Below are 22881 nucleotides of genomic sequence, written 5' to 3' on the forward strand. Positions count from 1 at the left end.
CGCCAGGAAATCTCCCAGTGCCCGGTTGAACTCCCGGGGGCGTTCCAGATTGGGCAGGTGGGCGGCGCCCTCGATGACATGCAGGGTGGAGTCGGGGAGGGCCGCGTGCATGGCCTCGGCGTCGGCGACGGGGGTGTAGGTGTCGTCGGCGCCGACCAGGACGAGGGCGGGCACCGGCAGCCGGGCCAACAGCGCGCGGTAGTCCGGGCGTTCGGCGCGGCCGCGCAGGGCCGCGGCGGCGCCCTCCGGCGCGGTGGCCGTCATCATGCGGTGCACATGGGCCTTGACGTCGGCGCCGGCGTACGGGGCGACCATCTTCTCCAGCACCTCGTCGGCGTAGCCGCGCATGCCCTCGGCGAGCAGCCGGTCGGCCATGGCGTTGCGGCTCCTCCTGCCCTCGGGGGTCTCGGCGGCCGGGAAGGTGTCGGCGAGGACGAGGCCCCGGATCCGGTCGCCGAGGCGGGCGGCGCACTCCATGACGATCTGCCCGCCCATGGACAGCCCGGCGAGGACGAAGGTGTCCACGCCCAGGTGGTCCAGGAGGCCGGCGATGTCCTGGGCGTGGCGGGCGAGCGGGACCGTGCCGGGGGTCACGGGGGAGGCGCCGTAGCCGCGCAGGTCGGGGGCGATCACCCGGCGGGTGGTGGCGAACTCCGTCAGCTGCGGGTGCCACATCGTGCGGTCGAAGGGGTGTCCGTGGACGAGGACGAGGGGAACCCGGGAGGTGAGTCCGGGGTTTTTGTCCTCGTGTGCGAGGAAGGCGGGCATGTGACGACCCTAGGACCCTTCCGTCGCTCGGTGCAATAAAATCTTTGCCCTCGGTGCAATTGAACGGCCCGGAGATCAGGGGGACTTGTGGACGACTACCGGCGCATCGCCGACCGGATCGCGACCGACATCACCGGCGGACGGCTCCGCCCCGGCCAACGGCTGCCGCCCCAGCGGGCGTTCGCGCGCCGGCACGGCATCGCGCCGTCGACGGCCGGCCGGGTCTACACCGAACTGGTGCGCCGCGGACTGGTGGTGGGCGAGGTCGGGCGCGGCACGTTCGTGCGGGCCACCGCGTTGGACGGGCAGCCGGGACACGCCCTCACCGAGGCGGCCGGCGCCCCGCCGGTGAACCTGGAGCTGAACTACCCCGCGGTGCCCGGCCAGTCGGAGCTGCTGGCCCCCGCCCTGGCCCCGCTGCTGCGGCCGGACGCGCTCGGCCAGGCGCTGCGGCCGGCCGCCGCCGCGGGCACCCCGGCGGCCCGCGAGGCGGTGGCCGCCCTGCTCGCCCGGGGCGGGCTGCGCACCGGACCGGAGCGGATCCTGTTCACCGGCAACGCCCGCCAGGCGATCGCCGCGGCCCTCGCCGCCCTCGTCCGGCCCGGCGGCCGGGTCGGCGTGGAACCGCTGACCTACCCGCTGGTGAAGGAGATCGCGGCCCGCCTCGGCCTGGTCCTCGTCCCGCTCGCCACGGACGCCGCGGGACCGGTGCCCGAGTCCGTCGCCGCAGCCCACCGCAGCGCGCCGCTGTCCGCCCTCTATCTCCAGCCGACCCTGCACAACCCCACCTCGCGGACGACAGGGCCCGGACGGCTGCGGCAGCTGGCCGACGCCGTCCACAGGCTGGGGATACCGGTGGTCGAGGACCGGATCTGGTCCTTCCTGCACCCGGGCGGCACACCCCCGCTCGCCGCGCTCGCGCCGGATCTCGTGCACCTCGTCGACAGCCTGTCCAAGCGTGTCGCGCCCGGCCTCACCGTGGGCTTCGTCGTCACCCCGCAGGACCGGACCGAGGCGATGGCCCGGGCGGTCCGGTCCGGCGGGTGGAGCGCGGGAGCCTTCGCGCTGGAGGCGGCCGTGCGCTGGCTCGGCGACGGCACCGTGGACCGCCTGGTGGACGCCAAGCGGCAGGACGCCCGGCGGCGGCAGCGGCTGGTCGCCGAGAAGCTGGCCGGCTTCGCCGTACGGTCCGATCCGGCCGCCTACTTCGCCTGGTGGGAGCTGCCCCCGCCGTGGCGGGCGGACACCTTCACGGCGGCCGCGCGGGCGCACGGCATCGCCGTCACACCGGGCACGGCCTTCTGCGTGGACCCCGGCCGGACCCCGGACGCGGTCAGGCTCGGGCTCGGGTCGGCCCCGGAGCCGGAGCTGGCGTGGGCGCTGGAGACCCTCGCCGGCCTCGCGCGGGACGGGGCAGCCGCAGGTACCGGGTGAGCCAGGTGACGAGGGCCACGGCGACGCCGAGGCCGAGCAGCAGCCAGGCGGCCGTGCGCAGGGTGCCGGTGAGGGCGTCGTAGACCGCGCCCGCGGCCGGGTGGGAAACGCCGGCGGGCAGGCCGGCCAGGGTCAGGCCGCGGCCGACGGAGAGGGCGAGGGCGAGCAGCGCGCCGCCCAGGGCCGTGCCCAGGGCGGTGGCGACGACGGCCCGGCGCCGGCGGACGGCGAGGGCGATCCCGCCGACGGCGAAGGCGACGGACGCCACCGGCAGCCAGAAACCGGCGACTTCGAGCACGTGGAACCCCTTTCGGAGCGTGGTCAGCCGGCCCGCCGGGAGCACGGCGACCGCGGTGTGCTCCACCGGGATGCGTGCGGCGAGCGGCACGTGGTCGTGCGTGAGCTGGCGTTTGACCTGGGCGGTGACGGGAGCCAGGTCGACCGTGACGGTGCGCTCGTCCTCCTCGCGCAGGGCGCGCAGGACGGCGTCGTGGGTGACCCGGTTGCCGGTGTCCCAGGCCAGCCGGAAGGCCCGCGTCTGGGTGAAGGAGCGCACCGCGTCGTGCACGAACGGGCGGACCGAGCCGCGCATCGGGCGGACGTCCAGGTGCTGGTCCACCGCGCGCAGGATGCCGTCACCGACCGTGTCCACGACGGCCTCCCGCACGGCCGGGTCGGCGGCGAGCGGCGCCATCGTGGTGACGTAGCGGCCCGTGTCGGCCAGCCCGTACGCCGCCCAGGCCGCCAGCGCGCCGAACGGTACGAGGAGGCAGGACAGGGCGATCAGCACGGCCGACAGGGCGCTCCGGAGGCGGCGTGTGGGCACGTCTCCAGGCAAGGACCCCCGGGCCCCGCGCGCGAGCGGGAGGACTGCAATCGGGGGGCGGGAGAACCCCCTTGGCGGAACCGGCGTCCCGCGGGGATCCCGGAGGCGGTGTGCGCGCGGGCCGGGCCTCCGGTGGAGGGATCACCCGAACGGGTGTTTGCTGGTTCCGGGCGGTTCCGGCGCGTCCGGCGCTCCGGGTCGTGGGGCCGGGCCGCGTCCGGGAACCCGCTCCGACGAGGGGCCGGGGAACACAGGGGAACACGTGGGTCCCGGCCGGCCGGCCGGGACCCACGTATGACGCCGGTGCGCCCGTTCAGCGGATCCGTCGTCCGGAGGCGTCCTCCCGCGTGTAGTAGCGGTAGAAGCAGACGGCGAAGGTGATCGCTGCCACCGCCAGTGACATCAGCACCGACCGCACCAGGTCGTCGTGGCTGCCCTGGCCGGCGCCCTGGGTGGAGAGGAGGCTGCCGCTCTGGCTGTACAGGAAGCCGAACGCGCAGCCGGCGAACGCGGACCACAGCAGCGCGTGCACTTCCCGCGGCATCCGCGGGGCCAGCGCCAGCAGCGCCATGCACACCACCGCGAACACCAGCGCGCTGACGAAGCCGAGCAGCAGGTTCCAGCCGGTGATCTCGCCGCCGGACCGGTTGTTGGCCGCCACCCAGTAGCCGTAGACCAGACCCAGCACGACCGGCACGCCGATCCGTGCCATCGCGTGGGTGCGGGCATCGAACATGTCGGGCGGACGGGCGCGCGCACCGGTCTTCCGGCCCTCCACCCGGGGGGTGGGGCCGGGCCTGGGCATGCCGCCGGGCGCGGGTGCCGCTTGAGCCATGAGAGGACTCCTCTCTCCTCGCCCCCCGCTCTGCCCCCGGTACCAGGGCACACCGGGGGGCACGGCCTGGCAAGTCGGCCAGGAAGGTGACGAGTGCCCGGATGCGTGCCTGTCTCCCCCGTGTTTCTCTGAAAGACATGGAGGGCGGCCGGCCGTGACGGAGATGGAGTACGGGGGGCGCCGCCGACTGCTGTGGGTCCACGGGCGGAGCATCGCCTGGCTGCCGCCCCTGCTGCTGCTCGCCGGCGTCATCCTGCTGGACTTCGCCACGGGCGAGGACTTCCGGATCATCTCCTGGATCGTGCTGGTGCCGGGCATCGCCGCCGCGATCTGCGGGGTGTGGACGACGGCCGCCTACGGCGTGGTGTCCGTGGTGACGTACTTCGTCGTGGACAGCGCCTGGCCCGACCAGTACAAGGCCGGATTCGGCGACTTCCTCCTGGTCGCCCTCGGCGGCGCCCTGGCCACCCTCGCCGCCGCCGTGCGGGTGCGCCAGGAACGGCAGCTCCTGCACATCCGGGACATCGCCGAGACCACCCGGCGTACCGTGCTGCGCCCGCTGCCGCCGCGCTGGGCCGGCCTGGAGCACGCGGGGGTGTATCTGGCCGCAGACGTCGACGCCCGGGTCGGCGGCGACTTCTACGACATCCAGCCCGGCCCGCACGGCACCCGGGTCCTCGTCGGGGACGTGCAGGGCAAGGGCCTCGGCGCGGTGGAGGCCGCCGCCGCCCTGCTCGGCACCTTCCGGGAGGCCGGTTACCACGAGAAGGACCTCGCGACCGTCGCCGAGCGTCTGGAGATCCGGATGCTGCGCCACCGCTCCCACTCCACCGCGCTCGGCCACCACGACGGCGACCGTTTCGCCACCGCCGTCCTCGTCGCCTTCCCCGACGACGCCCCGGAGAGGATCGACATCGCGAACTTCGGCCACGAGCCCCCGCTCGTCGTCGGCCCGCACGGGGTCCGTGAGCTGCCCAGCGGTGACGGGGTGCCGCTCGGCCTCGGCGACCTCGCGGGCGGCCTGCCGCCCGTGCACCGGGTGCCGCTGGCAGCCGGCGAGACGCTGCTGCTGGTCACCGACGGGGTGACCGAGGCCCGCGACACGCCCGGCGAGTTCTACCAGCTGGCCCGCGAGGTCGAACGCGCGGTCCGGGCCGACCCGCGCCGGGCCGAGCCCCGGCGCCTGGTCCGCCGGGTCCGCGACGGCGTGCTGCGGCACAGCAGGGGCCGGCTGGAGGACGACACCACGATCTTCGCGCTGCGCCGGCTGACGGACGCCACGGGTGCTCCGGGCGAAGACCTCGAACAGGGACGTTTACGGTCCTGAGGCGCCGGTTCGCAGCAGCAGCGGTTACGGTGCTGGCTGGAGAGCGGATCTACGGGGTCCTCGGGGCCGGAGGTTCCACGGGGTCCCCAGGGTGACAGGGGGAAGCACGATGCCCGGAACCGTGCTGCTGCTCGCGGCCGCGCCGCTGGGCCGGGGGCGCCTGGTGGACGCGGCCGGTGTCCTGCCGGTGCTGGCCGCCGTCGCTCCCGCCGTGCTGTCCGGCACCGACACCGCGAACGTCGTGGAACTCGCCGATCCGCTGGAGCCGCAGGCCGTCCTCACCCGGCTGCGGGCCGCCGCGGCCGCCCCCGGACCGCTCACCGTGTACCTCACCGGGCAGCTGCACCTGGACCGCCGCCAGCACCTGCTCCACCTGGCCCTGGCCCGCACCACCCCCGCCACCGTCCGGTACACCGCGCTCCCCTGGCAGTGGATTCGCGAGGAGCTGCGGCTGCGCTCCGCCGCGGACACCGCGCTCGTCGTCGATCTGCACGCCGACGCCGAGAGCTGGCGCCATGTCACCGAACGCGGTCTCGACTGCGGCCGCAACATCACGGTGTACGGCCGTGTCGCCGCGGCGGCGGCCGGGCGGCGTGGTCCGGCCGAGCCGGCCTACATGAAGACGGTGGCCACGCTGTTGCGCAGCGGCCACCGGCCGCCCCTGGACGCCCTCCACCAGCAGGCCCTGGCCCGGGTCCCGGAGGAGACGGCGGGCAACCTGCTCCTGGCCCACACCGGCGGGTACGCCCCGGGCTTCCCGACGGCCGGCGGGTTCGCGCCCGTGGCCGGTGCGGGTGGGTTCGGCGCGAGCGGGGGTGCGGTGCGGTCGCCGGGTGCGGGTGGCCCCGGCGGGGCGCCTTCGCCGTCGGCGGGTGCCGGGGGGTTCGATGTGAGCGGGGGTGCGGCGATGTCATCCGGTGCGGGTGGGCATGCGGTGACGTCGGTGGGTGTGGGTGCGGGTGCGGGTGTGGGTGCGGGTGCGGTCGGGGGCGGGGCGGGCTCGCCCGTCGCCGAGTCCGCCGCCGGGTTCCGGGGCGGTGACCTGGTTCCGGCACCCCGGCTAGCCGATCCGCACGCCGCCATCAGTGCCGCCGTGCAGTCCGGGCGGCACCCGGAGGCCGATGCGATCGCCGCCCGGTACCAGGAGGACGCCGTGCGGGCGCACGGTGCCGGCTCCGAGCCGGCGCTGCACTGGAGCGAGGTCCGGGCCGATCTGGCGATGTTCGCGGGGGACCCGGTGCGCAGCTGCCGGGTCTGGCTGGCGGTGGCCGAGGCGCGGCTGGCCGCGGGGCAGGCGGTGGACGCGCCCGCCGTGGAGGCGGCCGTGGACCGTGCCCACCACCAGTGGGCCACCATCAAGGACGCGGCGCGGGCCCGTGAACTCGGGCCCGCGCTCGCGCAGTTGCGGCTCAGGGTGCCGGGGCGCCGGCGCGGCGCGCTGGAGAACGTCCAGCGGCAGCTCGGGCGGCTCCAGGCCGCCCGGTAGCCCCGGGCGGAGCCTTACCCGGTGAAGGTGAAGTACTTCCAGGCGCCGTGCGTCGTGGAGTTCACGCTGTCGCCGGAGGTGCCGTTGATGTACGACGAGCGGACCCGGAAGCGCCAGCCGACGTCCTCGCTGTGGTTCCCGGTGATGGTCACCTTGGAGACGCCGCCGGTGCCCAGCCTGAAGTACGCGGGGTCACCCGGGTACCAGCGGCCCTGGTAGTACACCTCGAACTCGAACTTCTGCGCCCGGCCCGGGTAGTACGGCATCTTCGTGGTGATCAACGGGTTCTTGGTCTTGTGGAAGAAGTAGTACGTGTGGCCCCACGCGGACTTCGCCCGGTAGTGGTTGGAGACCGACGTGGACACGCTGACCTTGGCGCCGACGGTGCTGGAGGCGGACGCGGACGTGTACCGGGAGTCGCCCTTGTACCTGGCGGTGACCTTGGTGTCCCGCCTCAGGTCCAGGGTGACCGACAGGTCGCCGTGGGAGTTGACCTTGCCGGTCTTCACCAGCTTGTTCGGCTTGTCGGCGCCGAACGGGTCGGCCCAGATCTCCACGGTGCGGTTCGAGTACGTCCTGCCGAGGTGCGCGGTGAACCTGACGTCCTTGCCGTACGAGTACACCTTGCCGTTGTTGCCGATCGTCAGCACCGGCTTGGCGCGGGAGACGGCGACCGAGTCGGCGCCCCTGGCCGGCGTGTGCGTGGCGTCGCCCTCGTACGTCACCGTGTACGTGACCGTGCCGCCGGACTGGGGCGTGTCGGTGAAGCCGAACGCGCCGCCGCTGCCGAGCGGCTTGGTGCCGAGCAACTTGCCCTTCGGCGACTCCCTGTCCGTGCGGGTCACCTTCAGCGGGGTGCCCGCGGGCAGGGCCAGCCCGGCGGTCAGCCTGCCGGTTACCTTGAGGGACTTGGCACGGGCCGCCGTCGTCGGGGCGTTCACCGTCAGCGTCGCCTCGTACTTGCGGGGCTCGTCGATCCGGTGCAGCTTGGTGGACTCGCCCGAGCCCGTCTGCACGAAGAGCTTCGCGCCGTCCGCGGACCAGCTGATGGCGTGCGCGCCCCACGGCATCCAGGAGTGGGAGACGTTGCGGACGCTGGGCTTGCCGGGGCCGCCCGTGAAGACGTAGGTGTCACCGATGTCGTCGGTGTCCAGGACGGTGGCCGCGACGGTGCCGTCCGGGGCGATGCTCACCGTCTCCGGCTGGTCCTTGACCGGGTACGTGCGCACCTGGGCGAGGTCCGAGAGCCGGTACTCGGTCAGGGCGCGGGTGCCGGGGCCGGCGACCACGACGTTCTGGCCGTCCGGGGTGAGGGCCGCGTCCTTGTAGAAGCCGCCCTTGTCCTCGGTGACGCGGATGACCGGCGTGCCGGAGGAGATGTCGTACACGATGATGGGGCCCGAGCTGATGCCCGCGTCCAGCGCGAGCAGCGTGCCCGGGTTGTCCGGGTCGGCGTACAGCTTGGGCGGGCTGGCGAAGTCGTGGCCGGCGGCCAGGTCGAGGGTGACCACCGGGGTCTCGGCGGTCAGGTCGACCTTTCCGAGGCCCGACTCCCACTGGTCGCCGTAGCCGAACCAGAGCTTGCCGTCGGCGAAGGAGACGCTGGACGGCATGGTGCCCGCGCCGGTCGGGTATTCGGCGGTCTGCCGGAGCGTCGCGGTGTCGATCGCGACGATCTTGTCGGCGCCGTAGAGGGCCGCGTACAGCGTGTTGCCGTCCGGGCTCAGCTCGAGGTCCCTGACCTGCGGCAGGCCGGTGAGGGTGGTGCCGGTGTACTTGCCGGTGGCGTCGGTGACGACGATCCGGTTGTTGTACCGGTCGGCGAGGAAGATGTGCTGGTGGACGCCGTCCACCACGGTGTCGCCGGCGTCCGTGAGCGGAATCGGCCGGTCGGTGTCGGCGTACGACGGCACGGCCAGCGCCGTCGAGCCGATGAGGGCCGCCAGGGTGGTGGCGGCAAGGAGAGAGCGCTTGCGCACGCTGATTCGAACCCCCCGGAACGAATGAAGGCATGGGGCCACCCGGGCACGGCGATGTGCGAGTCCCCTGTGCGCGCCGTGTGTGCCTCGTGTGGCGGGTGCGCAAAGACTAGGTCATGTCACCGACAACAGCGCCAGGGCCCCTGAGACAAGGGTGCGAACACCCGGGGCAACCGTGGACAGATCGGGCGCGAAGTGCGGACTGTGGTTGCTCGGCACCGCCGCGAGCTTCTCGGGAAGGGTGTCGCCGGGCGCCTGCTCCCACACCTCGGCGGGTGTGGTGGTGACGAGCCAGTACGCGTACGGGATGGAGCCGAGCGCGAGTTCGGGGAAGTCCTCGCTGCCCATCACAGGACCGGGGTCCGGGACCGTGCCCGCGCCGAACACCTCGCCGTGCACGGCGGCCACGGTGGCGTCGGTGCCGGCGTCGTTCACCGTCATGGGGAAGGTGGCGGCGATGGTCACCTCCGGCTCGCGCGGGCAGCCGGCTGCCAGGCACTCGCCGTGCGCGATGCGCCGGACCGCGGCCAGCATCCGCTGCCGGACGGCCTCGGACCGGGTGCGCAGGTTCAGCGCGATGCGCGCCTCGGCGGGGATGATGTTGGGCCGGCTGCCGGCCTCGATCCGGCCCACCGTCAGCACCGCGGACTCGCCCGCGGCGATCTCCCTCGACACCACCGTCTGGAGCCGGGTGACGAGATAGGCGGCCGTCACCACCGGGTCCACGGTCGCCTCCGGGCGCGAACCGTGCCCGCCCCGGCCGTGCACCACGATGTCCACGTCCGTCGAGGCGGACATGATCAGGCCGGGTGCGTGCGGGTACAGGCCCGCCGGACCCGGGACGGCGTGCTGTCCGAGCAGCACGTCCGGCCGCCCGAACCGCTCGTACAGCCCGTCGGCGACCATCCGGGCCGCGCCCCCGCCGGTCTCCTCGGCGGGCTGCCCCACCACCAGCAGCGTCCCGTTCCAGGTCTCCCGTCCGGCCGCCAGCGCCTGCGCGGCCCCGGCCAGCCAGGTGACGTGCAGGTCGTGCCCGCAGGCGTGCATCACCCCGTCGGTCGCGGAGGCGTACGGAAGCCCGGTGTCCTCGGTGACCGGCAGCGCGTCCATGTCGGCCCGCACCAGCACCACGGGCCCGTCGCCGTTGCGCAGCACCCCGGCGACCCCCGTGCCGCCGACGCCCTCGGCGACCTCGAACCCGGCCCCGGTGAGCCGCCCGGCGAGCGTCGCCGCGGTGCGGTGCTCGCGCAGGGACAGCTCGGGGTGCCGGTGCAGGTCCCGGTAGAGGTCCTCCAGCTCCGTGACGGGAAGATCGGCGGTCAGTTCCAGGGCGACACGGGCGGCTGGGGAGGTCACGGGGTCAGGGTAGGCCCTCGATGACGGTGTCCACAGGGCGGCGGAGGCCCGGGGCGGGCGCTCTTGCGGGGGCCGTCAGCGGTCCATCGGCTGGGCCGATATCTGCGCCGGTGGGGTGCCGGCCGCGCGGGCCGGGCCGGCGTTGGCCGCGAGGAGCAGGGCCACGGCGGCGATGACGGCCGCGGCGACGCCTCTGGCGGCGGAGGTTCGCCCGGTCGGGCGTATCCGGGAGTGGGGGAGGGCGGTGGGGGGTGCGTAAGGTGCGGATGTACGTCCGGGCACGGCGACCTCGCAACACAACAGCGGCGTATTAAGCGTGCTTAATTCGCCATTTAACCTAGGGGTTGCCGGATCCCAACGGCAAGGGGTGCCGAGGGAGTTGGGGGAGCGGGGCCATGCGGGAGCGGGACGATCCAGAGGTCATCGGGCGGCGCGTACAGCGGCTGCGCACCCAACGCGGTCTCACCCAGCGACAGTTGGCCGAGCCCGCGTACACCCCCGCCTACATCTCCACCCTGGAGGCGGGCCGGGTGCGGGCCTCGGACGAGGCGCTCAGGCACATCGCCGACCGGCTCGGGGTCGCCTTCGAGGAACTGGCCGTCGGCCGGCCCGCCCACCTCGCCACCGACCTGCGGCTGCGGCTCACCGAGGCCCAGCGCGTCCTCGCCGACGGCCGCGCCGAGGAGGCCGCCGCCCAGTACGCCGTGCTGCGCGCCGAGGCGGAGGCCCACGGGCTCGGGTGCGAACAGGCCGACGCCCTGCTCGGACTCGGCGAATGCGCCCTGGAGACCGGGCACCTGACCGAGGCGCGCGAGTACTTCGAGCGGGCCGAGGAGCAGATGGCGGGAAAGGCCCTGCCGGTGCGCGTGCCCGCCGTCCGGGGCCGGGCGGTCGCCCACTACCTCGCGGGCGAACTCCGGTACGCCGTCTACCTGCTGGAGTCCACCCTCGACGAGCTGAACCGCGGCGGCCTGCACGACCCCGACGCGCTCCTGCTGCTCTACGCCAGCGTCATCGGCCCGTACATGGACATGGGCGCCCACGCCCGGGCCGCCCAGGCCGCCGAGTTCGCCCTCGCGCTCGCCCCGCGGGCCGGCGACCCCGCGCTGATCGCCCGGATGCACCGCTCGGTGGCCCGCACCCTGCTCGCCGAGGGCCGGGTCGCCGAGGCCGACGTCTCCCTGGCCAAGGCGGCCGAGCTGTACCGCCAGCTGCGCCTGCGCACCGAGCTGGCCAACTGCCACTGGATGCGCGGCTACGTCTGCGCCCAGAACGGCCGGCTGGACCGTGCCGAGGCGGAGCTGCGGCAGGCCCACACCATGCTCTCGGCGAGCCGGGCCGCCCTGTACCGCAGCCAGGCCGCCGTCGAACTCGCCGACGTCCTGCACCGCCGGGGCAAGTCCGGGGAGGCCGCCGAGCTGCTGGAGGGCGTCCTCGGGGACTTCTCCTCCGAGCGCGGCGCCGTCCACGCCGCCGCCGCGCACCGCCTGCTCGGCATCATCGCCGAGGACACCCGGGACACCGAGGCCGCGGAGGAGCACTACGTCCGCGCCCTCAGCCTCCTGGAACGCGCGGGTGCGGCCGGCGACCTCGCCGACCTGTGCCGCCTCCTGGGCGACCTGCTGCGCCGCACGGGCCGCGTCGAGGCCGCCCTGGACGCCTACCGCACCGGCCTGGGCCACCGCACCGCCCCCGGCACCACCACCCTGGGTCCGGCCCCGGCGCAGCCGCCGCTGTGAGCCGGGTGCGTCCCGGTCTCACACCAGCGCCCGGCCGTGCCTGCGGATGTCCGCCAGGCGGAGGGCGCCGATCTGGACGGCGGCCTGGGTCGCGTCGTTCGGCACGTCGCCGAGACCGCCGTTGGTGAGGGCGAAGGCGTCCTCGCCGACCCGGACGGCGGCCACGTCCATGGTGAGCAGGAAGCCCTGCCCCTCGGGCGCCGTACCGGCGAAGGTGACGCGCAGGCCCTGGCGCACGTCCCCCACCTCCGGCAGCGGCGCGTTCGTCACCTGGACGTCCTCCACGAGCCCGAGGTCCGTGGTGGCCGTGAACCGCGCGCACCGCGTCGGCATCGTCCCCAGCCAGGCCAGCACGGCGTCGACGTCCGCCGGGCGGCGGGCGCCGATCTGGAAGCGGATCTGGGCGTCGGTGTCGGCGTCGTCCAGGCCGATGGCGACGCGGGCCGGGGCGCCGAGGAGTTCGTCGCTGTAGAGGGCGTCCAGCAGCCGCTGGCACTCGACGGCCGTGGTGCGCGTCTTCAGCAGCCCGTCCCGCCAGGTGGCCGCGCCGCGCGTGGCGGTCCAGGGGGCGCCGAGGTCCGCCTGGGTGATCAGGGCGCCCTGCGCCTGCTCGTCGGTGAGCGTGGAGCCGTCGGCCCGGGCGGACGTCCTGGACGTCGGCCTGGGCCGGTCCACCGTGGGCAGGGGGTGCGGCGCGCTCTCCGGGTGCTCCAGGGAGAGGGCCGCGCAGCCGCCGCCTATGAGGAGACCGGTGGCGACGAGGGGGAGGAGGACGGCACGGGGTATGCGGGGGCGTATCGCGGGGGACATCGATGCCTCCTGGGCTGCGTGCGGCCGGCGGACCGCCTGATCTCACGGCGCCACCGGACCGGCCGGCGGCTGCCTGATCTCACGGCATCACCGGCCCGACCGCCCCACCAGCGCTCCGGTCCGTACGGGTGAGGGAGCGGCGGAAAACGCGTGGTGCGGGGGGCGCGGGGCTGTTAGCGTCGCGTCCATGCAGCGCGCCCAGCAGTGCCCGTCGAGCACGACGACGCCGGAGACCGTCCCGGCGCGCTGACACCTGCCAGCATCGAAGCCCCGGGGCGTACGCCCCGGGGCTTCGGCATGCCACGGGGTGTCCGCCTCTCCCGCCGAACCCACGCAGGAGACCCCATGAACGACCAGATAGGCAGCGACGACCCGGACCGGCTCCCCGACCACCGCCGCCTCGGCCGGGAACTCGGCCTCTTCGACACCGACCCGCTGATGGGCGCCGGCCTGCCGTACTGGCTGCCCGACGGCGCGGTCGTCCGGCACACCCTGGAGGAGTACGTCCGGGACGCCGAACGCCGGGCCGGCTACCGGCACGTGTACTCCCCCGCGCTCGGCAAACGGGAGCTGTACGAGACCTCCGGGCACTGGGACCACTACAGCGACGACATGTACCCGCCGATGCGGCTCGGCGCCGAGGAGGTCGTGCTGCGGCCCAGCCTCTGCCCCCACCATGCCCTGATCTACCGCTCCCGCTCCCGCAGTTACCGCGAACTCCCGCTGCGCATCGCCGAGTTGGGCACCATGTACCGTGCCGAGCTGTCCGGTGTCCTCGGCGGCCTGACCCGGGTGCGTGCCATCCGGCTCAACGACGCCCACATCTTCTGCACCCTGGACCAGGCGGTGGCGGAGGCCCGCGCCGCGCTGGAGCTGATCGCCCGCGCCTACGCCGACCTCGGCATCGAGGCCGTACGCCACCGCCTCTCCCTGCCCGGCGGGGGCGGCAAGTACGTCGCCGACCCGGACCTGTGGCAACGGGCCACCGGACTGCTGCGGGAGGTCCTCGCCGAGGCGGGGGTGGCCTACGAGGAGGCGGAGGGCGAGGCCGCTTTCTACGGCCCGAAGATCGACGTCCAGATCGCGGATCCGGCGGGCCGCGAGTCCACCCTGTCCACCGTGCAGATCGACTTCCACCAGCCCGCCCGCTTCGACCTGCACTACATCGGCGCCGACGGCGCGAAGCACCGGCCGGTGATGGTGCACCGCAGCGTCATCGGCAGCGTCGAGCGGGCCGTCGCCCACCTCGTCGAGGCCCATGGCGGCGCGTTCCCGGCCTGGCTCGCCCCGGTCCAGCTGGTCGTGCTGCCGGTCGGCGGGGAGCAGGTGGAGCAGGCGGCGGCGGTGGTCCGCGAGGCGGTCGCGCTCGGCCTGCGCGCGGAACTCGCCGGACCCGATCAGGGCACCCTGGGTGCCCGGATCCGCGCCGCGCGGCTCGTGCCGTACCAGGCGGTGATCGGTGCCCGGGAGGCCGGCGCCGAGCTCGCCGCCGTACGGCTGCGGGACGGGCGGCGGCCCGGCGCGCTCCCGGTGCCGGAGCTGCTGGGCCGGATCGCCGAACGGGTGGCGGCGCGCGGCACCGCGCTGTGGGACCGCCCGCCCGGCGCCGGTCACGACCGCCCGGCCTGACCTAAGGTCGCATCGACGGAAGGAGTCCGCCGTGACCGGTCAGCCCATCCCCGTGATCATCGACTGCGACACCGGCGTCGACGACGCCCTGGCCCTGCTGTTCGCCGTACGCCACCCGGCACTGGATCTGCGGGCGGTGACCTGCGTGGCCGGGAACACCGACGTCGACGGCGTGGTCCGCAACACCCTCACCGTGCTGGAGCAGGCGGGCGCCCCGGACATCCCGGTGGGGCGGGGTGCCGAGCGCCCGCTGCTGGAACCGGCCCGCTCCGCCCGGCATGTGCACGGTGCCGACGGCATGGGCGACCTGGGCCTGCCCGCACCCGCCCGGGTCCCGGCGGACGTCGACGCCGTCACCCTGCTGCGCCGGGAGATCCTCGCGTCCCCGCGCCCGGTGACCCTGATCCCGACCGCCCCGCTGACGAACATCGCCCTGCTGCTGCGCACCCACCCGGAGGTGACCCGGAACATCGAGCGGATCGTCTTCATGGGCGGGGCCGTGACCACCGGGAACGCCACGCCGGTCGCGGAGTTCAACGTGTGGCACGACCCCGAGGCGGCGGCGATCCTGCTCACGGCCGGGGTGCCGATCACGATGTACGGCCTGGACGTCTTCATGCGGGTCGTCGTCCCCGGCGACGAGGTGCACCGGCTGCGCGCGAGCACCGAGCCCGGCACCCGCCTGGCCGGGGAACTCCTCGCGCACCGGCCGACCACCCAGGGCGAGCAGCCGGAGGCGGAGGAGGCGGGCGGCCTCGGCGACGCGGGCGCGGTGTGCGCGGTCGCCGACCCGCAGGGCATCACCACCCGGCTGCTGCCGGTCGAGGTCTCCCTGGCCCCGGGCCCGTCCCGCGGCCAGACCGTCGTGGACCGCCGCCCCCGGCCCGGCGAGTCCGAGATCCACGAGGGCGGGCGGGAACGGGCCCTGGTGGACGTGGCGTTGGACGTGGACGTCGACCGGTACGTGAAGCTGTACCTGGAAACTGTCGAACGTTAGTTCTCGTTCCTTTCCCGGGCAAGGTGGACAGAGTCTGTATGGCCGACCGAACGGCACAGCGACCGTCGTACCGCCCGAACGGAGCCCGTATGGCAGACCTCTCGCCGGACCCCGCACCCGACCTCTCGTCCCGGAACCCCGACTGGTGGCGGCAGGCCGTCGTCTACCAGGTCTATCCGCGCAGCTTCGCCGACGCCGACGGGGACGGCCTCGGTGACCTCCGGGGCGTCACCGAGCGGCTGAACCACATCGCCACGCTCGGCGTGGACGCGCTGTGGCTGAGCCCCTTCTACCCCTCCGAACTCGCCGACGGCGGCTACGACGTCATCGACCCGCGCGGTGTCGACGAGCGCCTCGGCACCCTGGACGACTTCGACGCCCTGGTCGCCGAGGCGCACCGGCTCGGCCTCAAGGTCGTCGTGGACGTCGTACCCAACCACACCTCCCGGCTGCACCCCTGGTTCCAGGAGGCGCTGCGCGCCGCCCCCGGCTCCCCCGCCCGGGACCGCTACGTCTTCCGGCCGGGCCGGGGCACGCACGGCGAACTCCCGCCCAGCGACTGGCAGTCGGTGTTCGGCGGCAGCGCCTGGCGGCGGGTGCCGGACGGCGAGTGGTACCTCCACCTGTTCGCCCCCGAACAGCCCGACCTCAACTGGGCGAACGACGACGTCCGCGCCGACTTCCGCACCACCCTGCGGTTCTGGTCCGGCCGGGGCGTCGACGGCTTCCGCGTCGATGTCGCCCACGGCCTGGCCAAGGACCTCGCCGAGCCGCTGCGGGACATCGGCGGTATCGGCGCGACCGGCGAGGCGGCTCTGCCCCGGGTGGCGCCGGGCAGCCACCCGTACTGGGACCGCGACGAGGTCCACGAGATCTACCGCGACTGGCGCAAGATCTTCGACGCCTACAGCCCGCCGCGCACCGCCGTCGCCGAGGCCTGGGTCCCGGGCGCCCGCCGCGCCCTGTACGCCCGGCCCGACGAACTGGGCCAGGCGTTCAACTTCGAGTACCTGGAGGCGCGGTGGGACGCGGAGGAACTGCGTGAGGTCATCACCGGCTCGCTGGCCACGGCCCGCGCCGTCGGGGCCTCCGCGACCTGGGTGCTCTCCAACCACGACGTCGTCCGGCACGCCTCCCGGCTCATGCTGCCGCCCGGCACCGACCCGGCCGCCTGGCTGCTGTCCGGCGGTACGGCGCCCGCGGTCGACCCGGCGGCCGGCCTGCGCCGGGCCCGGGCGGCGACCCTGCTGATGCTGGCGCTGCCCGGCTCGGCCTACCTGTACCAGGGCGAGGAACTCGGCCTGCCCGAGGTCGCCGACCTGCCCACCGAGGTGCTCCAGGACCCGGTCTGGGAGCAGACCGGCCATGTCCGCAAGGGCCGCGACGGCTGCCGGGTGCCGCTGCCGTGGACGACGGCCGGACCGTCGTACGGCTTCGGGCCCGGGGCCGGATGGCTCCCGCAGCCGTCGACCTTCGCGGCCCGCTCCGTCGAGGCGCAGGCCGGCACCGAGGGCTCCACGCTGGAGCTGTACCGCACGGCCCTGCGGCTGCGCCGCAAGCTGCTGGAGGGCGAGACGCTGACCTGGACGCCGGGCGCGCCCGGCGACGTACTGGACTTCGCCCGCACGGAGGTCTGGCGCAGCGTCACCAACCTGGGCACCGGGCCGGTACCGCTGCCGCCCGGCGAGGTCCTGCTGAGCAGCGCCCCCCTGCCGGACGGGAGGACCCTGCCGCCGGACACGACGGTCTGGCTGGCCTAGGCGCTTCTCGTCCGGATCACGCAGGGCTCGCGGTGCCAGGCCCCGCCGCCTGAACCGGCCCGACCCGGACGAAAGACCCTAGCCGGCCGACGGGCTGGGGCCGGGGGCGGTGCCGCCCGGCGCCCCGCCGCCGGTGAGGCCGCTCAGGTCCAGCGGTGTGGACGTGGCGGTCGGCGGCGGGGCCAGCACCACCTCCGGCTGGCCCGCGGCGGGCGGCGGCGGAGTCAGGTCGGACTGGGGCAGCTTCGGCGGTGTGGTCTGGTTGAAGAGGGTCTGGTCGAAGTCCACCAGACCGGTCTTCTCCATCACCGTGATGTGGTCGAGGACGGTGTCGTTGGCCTGGTCGGCGAGCGCGCGGACCAGTGAGTTCTTGGTCGTGGAGCGGATCTTCGCGATGGTGTTGAAGATCGAGCCGTGCGTCATCCGCAGGATGTTGGCGAAGTCGGTGTCGAACTGCTTGCCGGTCTCGCCCTTGAGCTGGGTGACGAAGCCCTCCTGCTGCGGGCTAGCGATGTTGGGCAGCGTGATGTTCAGCATCGGGGCGATCTTGCGGCAGGAGGCGTCCAGCGCGGCATGCCCGTCGACCAGGTGCTCACTGGCCGTCTTGACGCCCTTGGAGGAGCCCTTCTGCAGCCCGATCTGGCCGAGCGGGTACTCCCACAGGCCGGCCGCGCGCACCTTCACCACGAAGTCCCGGTCCTGCTCGGTGAGCGGTCCCCACTGGGTGTTGGAGATGATGCGGTCCTGTGCGGTGGTGACCTTGTCCAGGCCGAGCATGCCCGGGTAGGCGAGTGCCGCGAGGGTGAGGGCCATCGCACCGCCCACGAAGAGAGTTCCCGTCGCGTTCCGCGAAAAGCGCACCGTGCCTCCTGCCCGGTCGTGGATCCCGCCCACCGTGACGGCGTGGGCGGTGGGGACGCACAGCAGTACGGACGGGAGACGGATTCGTCTCTGCCGTGCAGGTAAAAACTGTGGATAGACGTCCGGCGCCTCCGATTGCCCTTCGTTGGTGTACATGACAGACGGTTGCCGAAACGTTGACCATCGACCGGGAGAAGGCGGGCCGGTTGCGGTCCTAGATTCGCCGCATGTCCCCACAGCCCCCGCCCCGCCCCCCGGCCACGCTGCCCGTCCTGCCCTACCGCAAGCCCACCGAGGGCCGTGACTACTGGGTGCTGGACGACGTCCTGCCCGGCATCGACGCCGTACGGCAGCGGTGCCTGGCCAAGGACGACTGGGTCGAGGGGTACCCGTACACCTCGGAGACCTGGCCCGGTCTGCGGGCCATGCCCGGCCTCGAACCGGCCGAACTGGCGGGCGTCGAGCGGCTGGTGAAGAAGGCGACCGGGGCGAGGGAACTGTGGGTGCAGCGGACGCCCGGCGGCGGCACCCTCAACCACAACTGCGTGCAGGTGGTCGGCGAGGGCGAGAGCGAGCCCCGCCCGCACACCGACTCCCGCGCCCTGTGCCGGTACGCGGCCGTGCTCTACCTCAATCCGGTCGTCCCCAAGGACTGCGGCACCGCCTTCTACCGCCAGTCGCTGCCCGGCGGCCGGCTCGGCGGCAACATCGTCCAGGCCCCGCACAACAACCTCGTCGAGGCCCTCGGCACGCGGTTCGTCCCGGCGGACCACTTCGAGGAGGACGTACGGGTCCCGCACCGGTACAACCGGCTGCTCCTCTACCACGCCAACCTGGTGCACAGCGCGACCCGTTACGCCGGCCGGACGCTGGAGGAGAAACGGATGACGGCGGTCTTCTTCTGGATGGCCTGAGCATCGGCCGGGGCCGGAGCATCGGCCTGGCCGGAGCATCGGCCTGGCCTGATCATCGGCCGGGCCTGAGCATCGGCCGGGGCCGGGGCCGGGGCAGGGCTCGGGAGCGGGAGCGGGAGTGGGGTGGGAGGGTGAGGGCCGTGGCGGCCGGGACGCCGGCGCCGGGTCCCGCGGCCGGTGTGAGGCGGTGGCTCGTGCGGTACGGATGGTGGGCATGAGCAGTGTCGCCATCGTGGGAGCCGGGCCCGGGCTCGGGGCCGCCGTCGCCCGGCGGTTCGGGCGGGAGGGGTTCGTCGTCGGACTCGTCGCCAGGGACCCGGGCCGGCTCGACGTGATCGTCGACGCGCTGGCGGACGAGGGGATCGCCGCCCGCGGGTTCGCCGCCGACGTGCGCCGGCCGGAGCAGCTGGCCGTGGCGCTGAGGGAGCTGGCCGAGGCCCTCGGGACCATCGAGGTCCTCCAGTACAGCCCGGTGCCGCACCGGGACTTCATGCGGCCCGTGCTGGACACCGGGCACCGGGATCTGGTGGCGCCGATCGAGTTCTCGGTCTACGGACCGGTGGCCGCCGTGCAGCAGGTGCTGCCGGGGATGCGACGGCTCGGGCGCGGGACGATCCTGTTCGTCAACGGCGGGACCGCAGCCGTGCCGCACCCCGAGCGGGCCGGGACCTCGATCGCCTTCGCCGCGGAGAGCGCGTACGGCCATCTGCTGCACGAGCGGCTCGCGGCGGAGGGCATCCACGTCGCGCAGCTGGTGATCCCGGGTGCGATCACGGCCGGGCACGCGCGCAAGGACCCGGACGTGCTCGCGCAGACCCTGTGGTCCATGCACCGGGACCGGCACGGGTTCCGGCACTACGCCGACGACCTCGACAGCTGACCCGGCCGGCGGGCCGCGCGACGGCGGCCGGGCGGTGTCCCGGTGGGGTGGGCACGGCCCCCAGGCAGGGCGGGACGGGGACCGCCCGGGCGGTTGCCCGGCAGGGTGAGGCGGGGGCGCCGGAGCGGCGGACCGGGGGCCGGGGACGCCGGTCGGACCGGGCATGAGCGTCCGTCACCCTGCGAGAGGTGACTTTGTGGGCCAATATGGTGATGTTGGCCGCATTGCTCTCTTCAAAGGGGGCCTTCATGGCTGTGGAAATCCCTTCGCTCGTCAAGACGTCCCGTCTCAGGAGCCGGGGCGGTTTGCTGGGCGAGTGCGTGGCGGAGTTCCTCGGAACCTTCGTCCTCATCGCCTTCGGCTGCGGTGTGGTCGCGATGGCGGTGGCCGCGCTGCCCGGTTCGGGCCGGGCCGCCACCCCCACCACGATCTTCCTGGCGGCCGGCGACTGGCTGCTCATCACCTGGGGCTGGGCCCTCGCCGTCGTGTTCGGCGTGTACGTCGCTGGCGGCGTCAGCGGCGCCCACCTCAACCCGGCGGTGACCCTGGCGATGGCCCTGCGCCGCGGGTTCTCCTGGGCCAAGGTGCTGCCGTACTGGTTCTCGCAGGTCGTCGGCGCCCTGACCGGGGCCGCGCTGGTCTACCTCGTCTACCACGACGCGATCAACGCCTACGACAGCATCGTGCCGGGGCCCAAGGTCAACGGGCACACCAACGCCACCTTCTCCATCTTCGCCACCTTCCCGGCCCCGTACTTCCACGGTGGCGTCTGGGGGCCGCTGATCGACCAGATCGTCGGCACGGCCTTCCTGCTGATGCTGATCGCCGCCGTCATCGACCTGCGCAACCAGGCCGTCAAGGCCAACCTCGGGCCGCTGATCGTGGGCTTCGCCGTCGCCGCCATCGGCATGTCCTACGGCGCCAACGCGGGCTACGCCATCAACCCGGCCCGCGACTTCGGCCCGCGCCTGCTCACCTACGCGGAGGGCTGGGGCAGTCTGGCGTTCCCGGGAAGCGTGGCCGGGTCCTTCAGCAACTACTGGTGGATCCCGATCGTCGGGCCGCTGATCGGCGGTGCGATCGGCATCGTGGTCTACGACCTGTTCATCGGCGACGTCCTGAACGTCCGGGCCGAACTGGCCGAACTGCCCCCGCCGGGACGGTCGACCCCGGTGCGGACCTCCGACGACGAGTGACCCCGGCACACCGCCGGATGCGGGGCGCCGCCCCCACTAGGACCTGTCGAACCGCGTGGGGGAGCCCGGCGCCTGGCTTCCCTCGTCGCCCAGGGCGAGGGTGTCGGGGCCGGTTCTGGTCAGCGTGTAGAGGTTGCCGCGGACGCACAGCGCGACGAGCGACGGATCCGTCGGGGTGCTCGTGGCCGCCTCGAACACCATGGAGTCGCGGTGCACCTCCCGCAGCCGCAGTGTCTCGGTGCAGCCGATGTCGCGGCCGGTGCCCGCCACGGTGATCCGGCTGACCTGGCGTCCGACGAGTTCGCCGCGGGCCGCCGGGTGCAGGGTGAGGGTGACGGTCACCTCGCTGGTCCCGGCCGCGGAGCTGCCCGGTCCGCGGCCCTCCCAGGTGCCGGTCCAGGAGGAGGGGAGGGCAGCCGCCGTGGCCGTGGGCGACGGGCCGCCGGTGCGGTCGCCGCCCTTGTCCGCGGTGCCGCCGGGCCACTTCACCACCAGGGCGACGACGGCCGCCACGGCCAGCGCGCAGCCGGCGAGGCCGGCGGTGAGGCCGAGAGCGCGGGGACGGGTGGCGCGGGTGTGGTCGAGGGGGCGGGGCGGTACGAGGGGCGGTACACCGGCCCCGGTCGGTACGGGCGTCGGACCGGGCAGGGCGACGGCCGGACCGAAGCCGGACGGAGGCGATACCGACGCGAACCCGCCGCCCGAACCGGCCGACGCGACCCCACCGGCCGCCGCGACCCCACTGGCCGGCAGGGGCCCACTGGCTGGCACGGGCCCACCGGCCGGCACGGGCCCATCGGCCGGCACGACCCCACCGGCCGATGCAGGTCCGCCGCCCGGCGCAAGTCCGCCGACCGGCGTGGGTCCGCCGGGTGTACCCGTCGGCGCTGCTCCGCCCGCCGATCCGGCCGCCGATCCGCCCGCCGGTGCGCCCGTCTGCGCGCCCGTCTGTGCGGACGTCGTCGGCTCCGGGGCGTGCGCACTCGCGGCCCGGGCCAGGGCGGCCGCCAACTCCTCCTCCCGCTCGACCAGTTCCGTTTCCAGGCGGGCGGGGCGCGAGGCGGTCCAGCCCCCGTCGCCGGCCAGCTCAACGACCCGGTCCGCGGTGGGCCGGGCGGTGGGCGTCTTGTCCAGGCAGGCCCGCAGCAGCGGGACGAGCGAGGGCGGTACGCCGTCCAGCCCCGGGTCCTCGTGCACGACCCGGTACAGCAGCGGCCCCGCCGAGGGCTCCTCCCCGGGGTGCAGGAAGGGCCCCCTGCCGGTGGCCGCGTACACCAGCACGGCGCCCAGCGCGAAGATGTCGCCCGGCTCATCGCACAGGCCCGAGGTGATCTGCTCCGGCGCCATGTAGCCGGGTGACCCGATGACCCCACCGGTACGGGTGTGGCGGGTGTCGTCGGCGGCGCGTGCGATGCCGAAGTCGATGAGCCGGGGGTGGTGGCGGGCGAGCAGCACGTTGGACGGTTTGACGTCCCGGTGGGTGAGACCGGCCCGGTGCACGGCCCGCAGCGCCTCGGCCAGTTCGGCGGCGAGCGAGCGCAGGGCGGGTTCCGGCAGCGGCCCGTGGCGCTCCACCCACTCGGCGAGGGAGGGGGCCGCGACGTACTCCGTGGCCAGCCACTGGGGCCGCCGCTCCGGCGGGCTGAAGTCGACGACGGCCACCGTCCAGGGCGAGCGGACCCGGTCGCTGCTGGCGATCTCGCGCGCGAACCGCCGCGCGAAGTCCGGGTCGTCGCCGTACTCGTCCCGCACGGTCTTCAGGGCCAGCGGCCGGCCGGAGGGCGTGCGGGAGAGGAAGACCTGCCCCATGCCGCCGGCGCCGAGCCGGGCGAGCAGGGGGTAGCCGCCGACGTCCGGCGGATCGCCGGGCTCCAGGTTCCGCATGAGGTTCCCTCCCGCCCTTCACGTACACCTGACCGATCCCGGTACATTCTGGCCAACCGGCCGGGCGGACAGTGCCTTTCACGGATCTTTCCGCCGACCGGCCGCCCCGCCGACCGGCCGCCCCGCCGCCCCGTGTCCCCGTCGCCCCCGCTTGCGGAGGAGGCGCCCGGCGGTACCGCCGCGGTCCTGCGGGACCCGCT

Annotated in this window: 18 protein-coding genes; 10 read left to right on the plus strand and 8 right to left on the minus strand. The window is 74.4% G+C overall.

The genetic code is table 11. The features are described from left to right. Window positions 1–768: alpha/beta fold hydrolase (locus tag JK361_RS19690; RefSeq protein WP_201819937.1), on the minus strand; the 768-nt coding region annotated here is incomplete at its 3' end. Between the two features lie 87 nt (window positions 769–855). On the opposite strand from JK361_RS19690, the gene JK361_RS19695 reads away from it, so the two are divergent. Beyond that, window positions 856–2202 carry an aminotransferase-like domain-containing protein gene (locus tag JK361_RS19695; RefSeq protein ID WP_201819940.1) on the plus strand — a complete coding sequence of 449 codons (1347 nt, stop codon included), beginning with the start codon at window positions 856–858 and terminating at the stop codon, window positions 2200–2202. Here the strand turns inward: JK361_RS19695 and JK361_RS19700 are convergent. Both JK361_RS19700 and JK361_RS19705 read right to left on the minus strand, forming a co-directional pair. Further along, a complete protein-coding gene (locus JK361_RS19700) occupies window positions 2102–3028 on the minus strand; it encodes a hypothetical protein (RefSeq protein WP_201819943.1) in 927 nt (308 codons plus the stop codon). The genes JK361_RS19695 and JK361_RS19700 overlap by 101 nt on opposite strands. 313 nt (window positions 3029–3341) lie before the next feature. Continuing rightward, entirely contained in the window at window positions 3342–3863 is a 522-nt protein-coding gene (locus JK361_RS19705; RefSeq protein WP_201819946.1) for a hypothetical protein, read from the minus strand. Between the two features lie 163 nt (window positions 3864–4026). Between JK361_RS19705 and JK361_RS19710 the strand changes: the two genes are divergently transcribed. Together JK361_RS19710 and JK361_RS19715 are read left to right on the plus strand one after the other, a co-directional pair. Continuing rightward, complete coding sequence (locus JK361_RS19710) at window positions 4027–5190, plus strand: PP2C family protein-serine/threonine phosphatase (RefSeq protein WP_201820732.1); 1164 nt, start codon at window positions 4027–4029, stop codon at window positions 5188–5190. A 109-nt stretch (window positions 5191–5299) separates the two neighbouring features. Further along, window positions 5300–6676 (plus strand): hypothetical protein, encoded by a 1377-nt coding sequence (locus JK361_RS19715; protein WP_201819950.1) that lies wholly within the window; start codon window positions 5300–5302, stop codon window positions 6674–6676. A gap of 14 nt (window positions 6677–6690) precedes the next feature. On the opposite strand, the gene JK361_RS19720 is transcribed toward JK361_RS19715, so the two are convergent. Continuing rightward, window positions 6691–8655 (minus strand): YncE family protein, encoded by a 1965-nt coding sequence (locus JK361_RS19720; protein ID WP_201819953.1) that lies wholly within the window; start codon window positions 8653–8655, stop codon window positions 6691–6693. 114 nt (window positions 8656–8769) lie between these two features. Further along, window positions 8770–10011, minus strand: a complete 1242-nt coding sequence (locus JK361_RS19725; protein ID WP_201819956.1) for an amidohydrolase — start codon at window positions 10009–10011, stop codon at window positions 8770–8772. A gap of 395 nt (window positions 10012–10406) precedes the next feature. On the opposite strand from JK361_RS19725, the gene JK361_RS19730 reads away from it, so the two are divergent. Beyond that, the gene (locus tag JK361_RS19730) at window positions 10407–11750 is read left to right on the plus strand and encodes a helix-turn-helix domain-containing protein (protein WP_201819959.1); all 1344 of its coding nucleotides are present in this window, start codon (window positions 10407–10409) and stop codon (window positions 11748–11750) included. A gap of 18 nt (window positions 11751–11768) precedes the next feature. On the opposite strand, the gene JK361_RS19735 is transcribed toward JK361_RS19730, so the two are convergent. Next, window positions 11769–12560 (minus strand): hypothetical protein, encoded by a 792-nt coding sequence (locus JK361_RS19735; protein WP_201819962.1) that lies wholly within the window; start codon window positions 12558–12560, stop codon window positions 11769–11771. A 345-nt stretch (window positions 12561–12905) separates the two neighbouring features. On the opposite strand from JK361_RS19735, the gene thrS reads away from it, so the two are divergent. From thrS to JK361_RS19750, 3 genes are all read left to right on the plus strand, one after another. Next, a complete protein-coding gene (thrS, locus tag JK361_RS19740) occupies window positions 12906–14189 on the plus strand; it encodes a threonine--tRNA ligase (protein ID WP_201819966.1) in 1284 nt (427 codons plus the stop codon). A gap of 31 nt (window positions 14190–14220) precedes the next feature. Next, a complete protein-coding gene (locus JK361_RS19745; protein WP_201819969.1) occupies window positions 14221–15186 on the plus strand; it encodes a nucleoside hydrolase in 966 nt (321 codons plus the stop codon). Between the two features lie 89 nt (window positions 15187–15275). Then, complete coding sequence (locus JK361_RS19750) at window positions 15276–16946, plus strand: glycoside hydrolase family 13 protein (RefSeq protein WP_201819972.1); 1671 nt, start codon at window positions 15276–15278, stop codon at window positions 16944–16946. 78 nt (window positions 16947–17024) lie between these two features. On the opposite strand, the gene JK361_RS19755 is transcribed toward JK361_RS19750, so the two are convergent. Then, entirely contained in the window at window positions 17025–17771 is a 747-nt protein-coding gene (locus tag JK361_RS19755; RefSeq protein ID WP_201820734.1) for a DUF4142 domain-containing protein, read from the minus strand. A 263-nt stretch (window positions 17772–18034) separates the two neighbouring features. Here JK361_RS19755 and JK361_RS19760 point away from each other — a divergent pair, with 263 nt between their 5' ends. The 3 genes from JK361_RS19760 (at window position 18035) to JK361_RS19770 (ending at window position 20797) form a co-directional block, all read left to right on the plus strand. Continuing rightward, complete coding sequence (locus JK361_RS19760; protein ID WP_201819975.1) at window positions 18035–18721, plus strand: DUF6445 family protein; 687 nt, start codon at window positions 18035–18037, stop codon at window positions 18719–18721. A 214-nt stretch (window positions 18722–18935) separates the two neighbouring features. Beyond that, window positions 18936–19601, plus strand: a complete 666-nt coding sequence (locus JK361_RS19765) for an SDR family NAD(P)-dependent oxidoreductase (RefSeq protein ID WP_201819978.1) — start codon at window positions 18936–18938, stop codon at window positions 19599–19601. A gap of 248 nt (window positions 19602–19849) precedes the next feature. After that, window positions 19850–20797, plus strand: coding sequence for an MIP/aquaporin family protein (locus JK361_RS19770; protein ID WP_201819981.1), 948 nt, complete (start codon window positions 19850–19852; stop codon window positions 20795–20797). Between the two features lie 36 nt (window positions 20798–20833). Here JK361_RS19770 and JK361_RS42070 read toward each other — a convergent pair whose 3' ends face one another. Then, entirely contained in the window at window positions 20834–22681 is a 1848-nt protein-coding gene (locus JK361_RS42070) for a serine/threonine-protein kinase (protein WP_201819984.1), read from the minus strand. Between the last annotated feature and the right edge of the window lie 200 nt (window positions 22682–22881).

The organism is Streptomyces musisoli (genome assembly GCF_016741855.1).
Lineage (GTDB): Bacteria > Actinomycetota > Actinomycetes > Streptomycetales > Streptomycetaceae > Streptomyces > Streptomyces musisoli.

Excerpts from the sequence above, each read along its gene's own strand:
- JK361_RS19705 (WP_201819946.1), bottom strand. The coding sequence starts at position 3,863 with ATGGCTCAAGCGGCACCCGCGCCCGGCGGCATGCCCAGGCCCGGCCCC.
- JK361_RS19710 (WP_201820732.1), top strand. The coding sequence starts at position 4,027 with ATGGAGTACGGGGGGCGCCGCCGACTGCTGTGGGTCCACGGGCGGAGC.
- JK361_RS19715 (WP_201819950.1), top strand. The coding sequence starts at position 5,300 with ATGCCCGGAACCGTGCTGCTGCTCGCGGCCGCGCCGCTGGGCCGGGGG.
- JK361_RS19730 (WP_201819959.1), top strand. The coding sequence starts at position 10,407 with ATGCGGGAGCGGGACGATCCAGAGGTCATCGGGCGGCGCGTACAGCGG.
- JK361_RS19735 (WP_201819962.1), bottom strand. The coding sequence starts at position 12,560 with ATGTCCCCCGCGATACGCCCCCGCATACCCCGTGCCGTCCTCCTCCCC.
- thrS (WP_201819966.1), top strand. The coding sequence starts at position 12,906 with ATGAACGACCAGATAGGCAGCGACGACCCGGACCGGCTCCCCGACCAC.
- JK361_RS19750 (WP_201819972.1), top strand. The coding sequence starts at position 15,276 with ATGGCAGACCTCTCGCCGGACCCCGCACCCGACCTCTCGTCCCGGAAC.
- JK361_RS19760 (WP_201819975.1), top strand. The coding sequence starts at position 18,035 with ATGTCCCCACAGCCCCCGCCCCGCCCCCCGGCCACGCTGCCCGTCCTG.
- JK361_RS19765 (WP_201819978.1), top strand. The coding sequence starts at position 18,936 with ATGAGCAGTGTCGCCATCGTGGGAGCCGGGCCCGGGCTCGGGGCCGCC.
- JK361_RS19770 (WP_201819981.1), top strand. The coding sequence starts at position 19,850 with ATGGCTGTGGAAATCCCTTCGCTCGTCAAGACGTCCCGTCTCAGGAGC.
- JK361_RS42070 (WP_201819984.1), bottom strand. The coding sequence starts at position 22,681 with ATGCGGAACCTGGAGCCCGGCGATCCGCCGGACGTCGGCGGCTACCCC.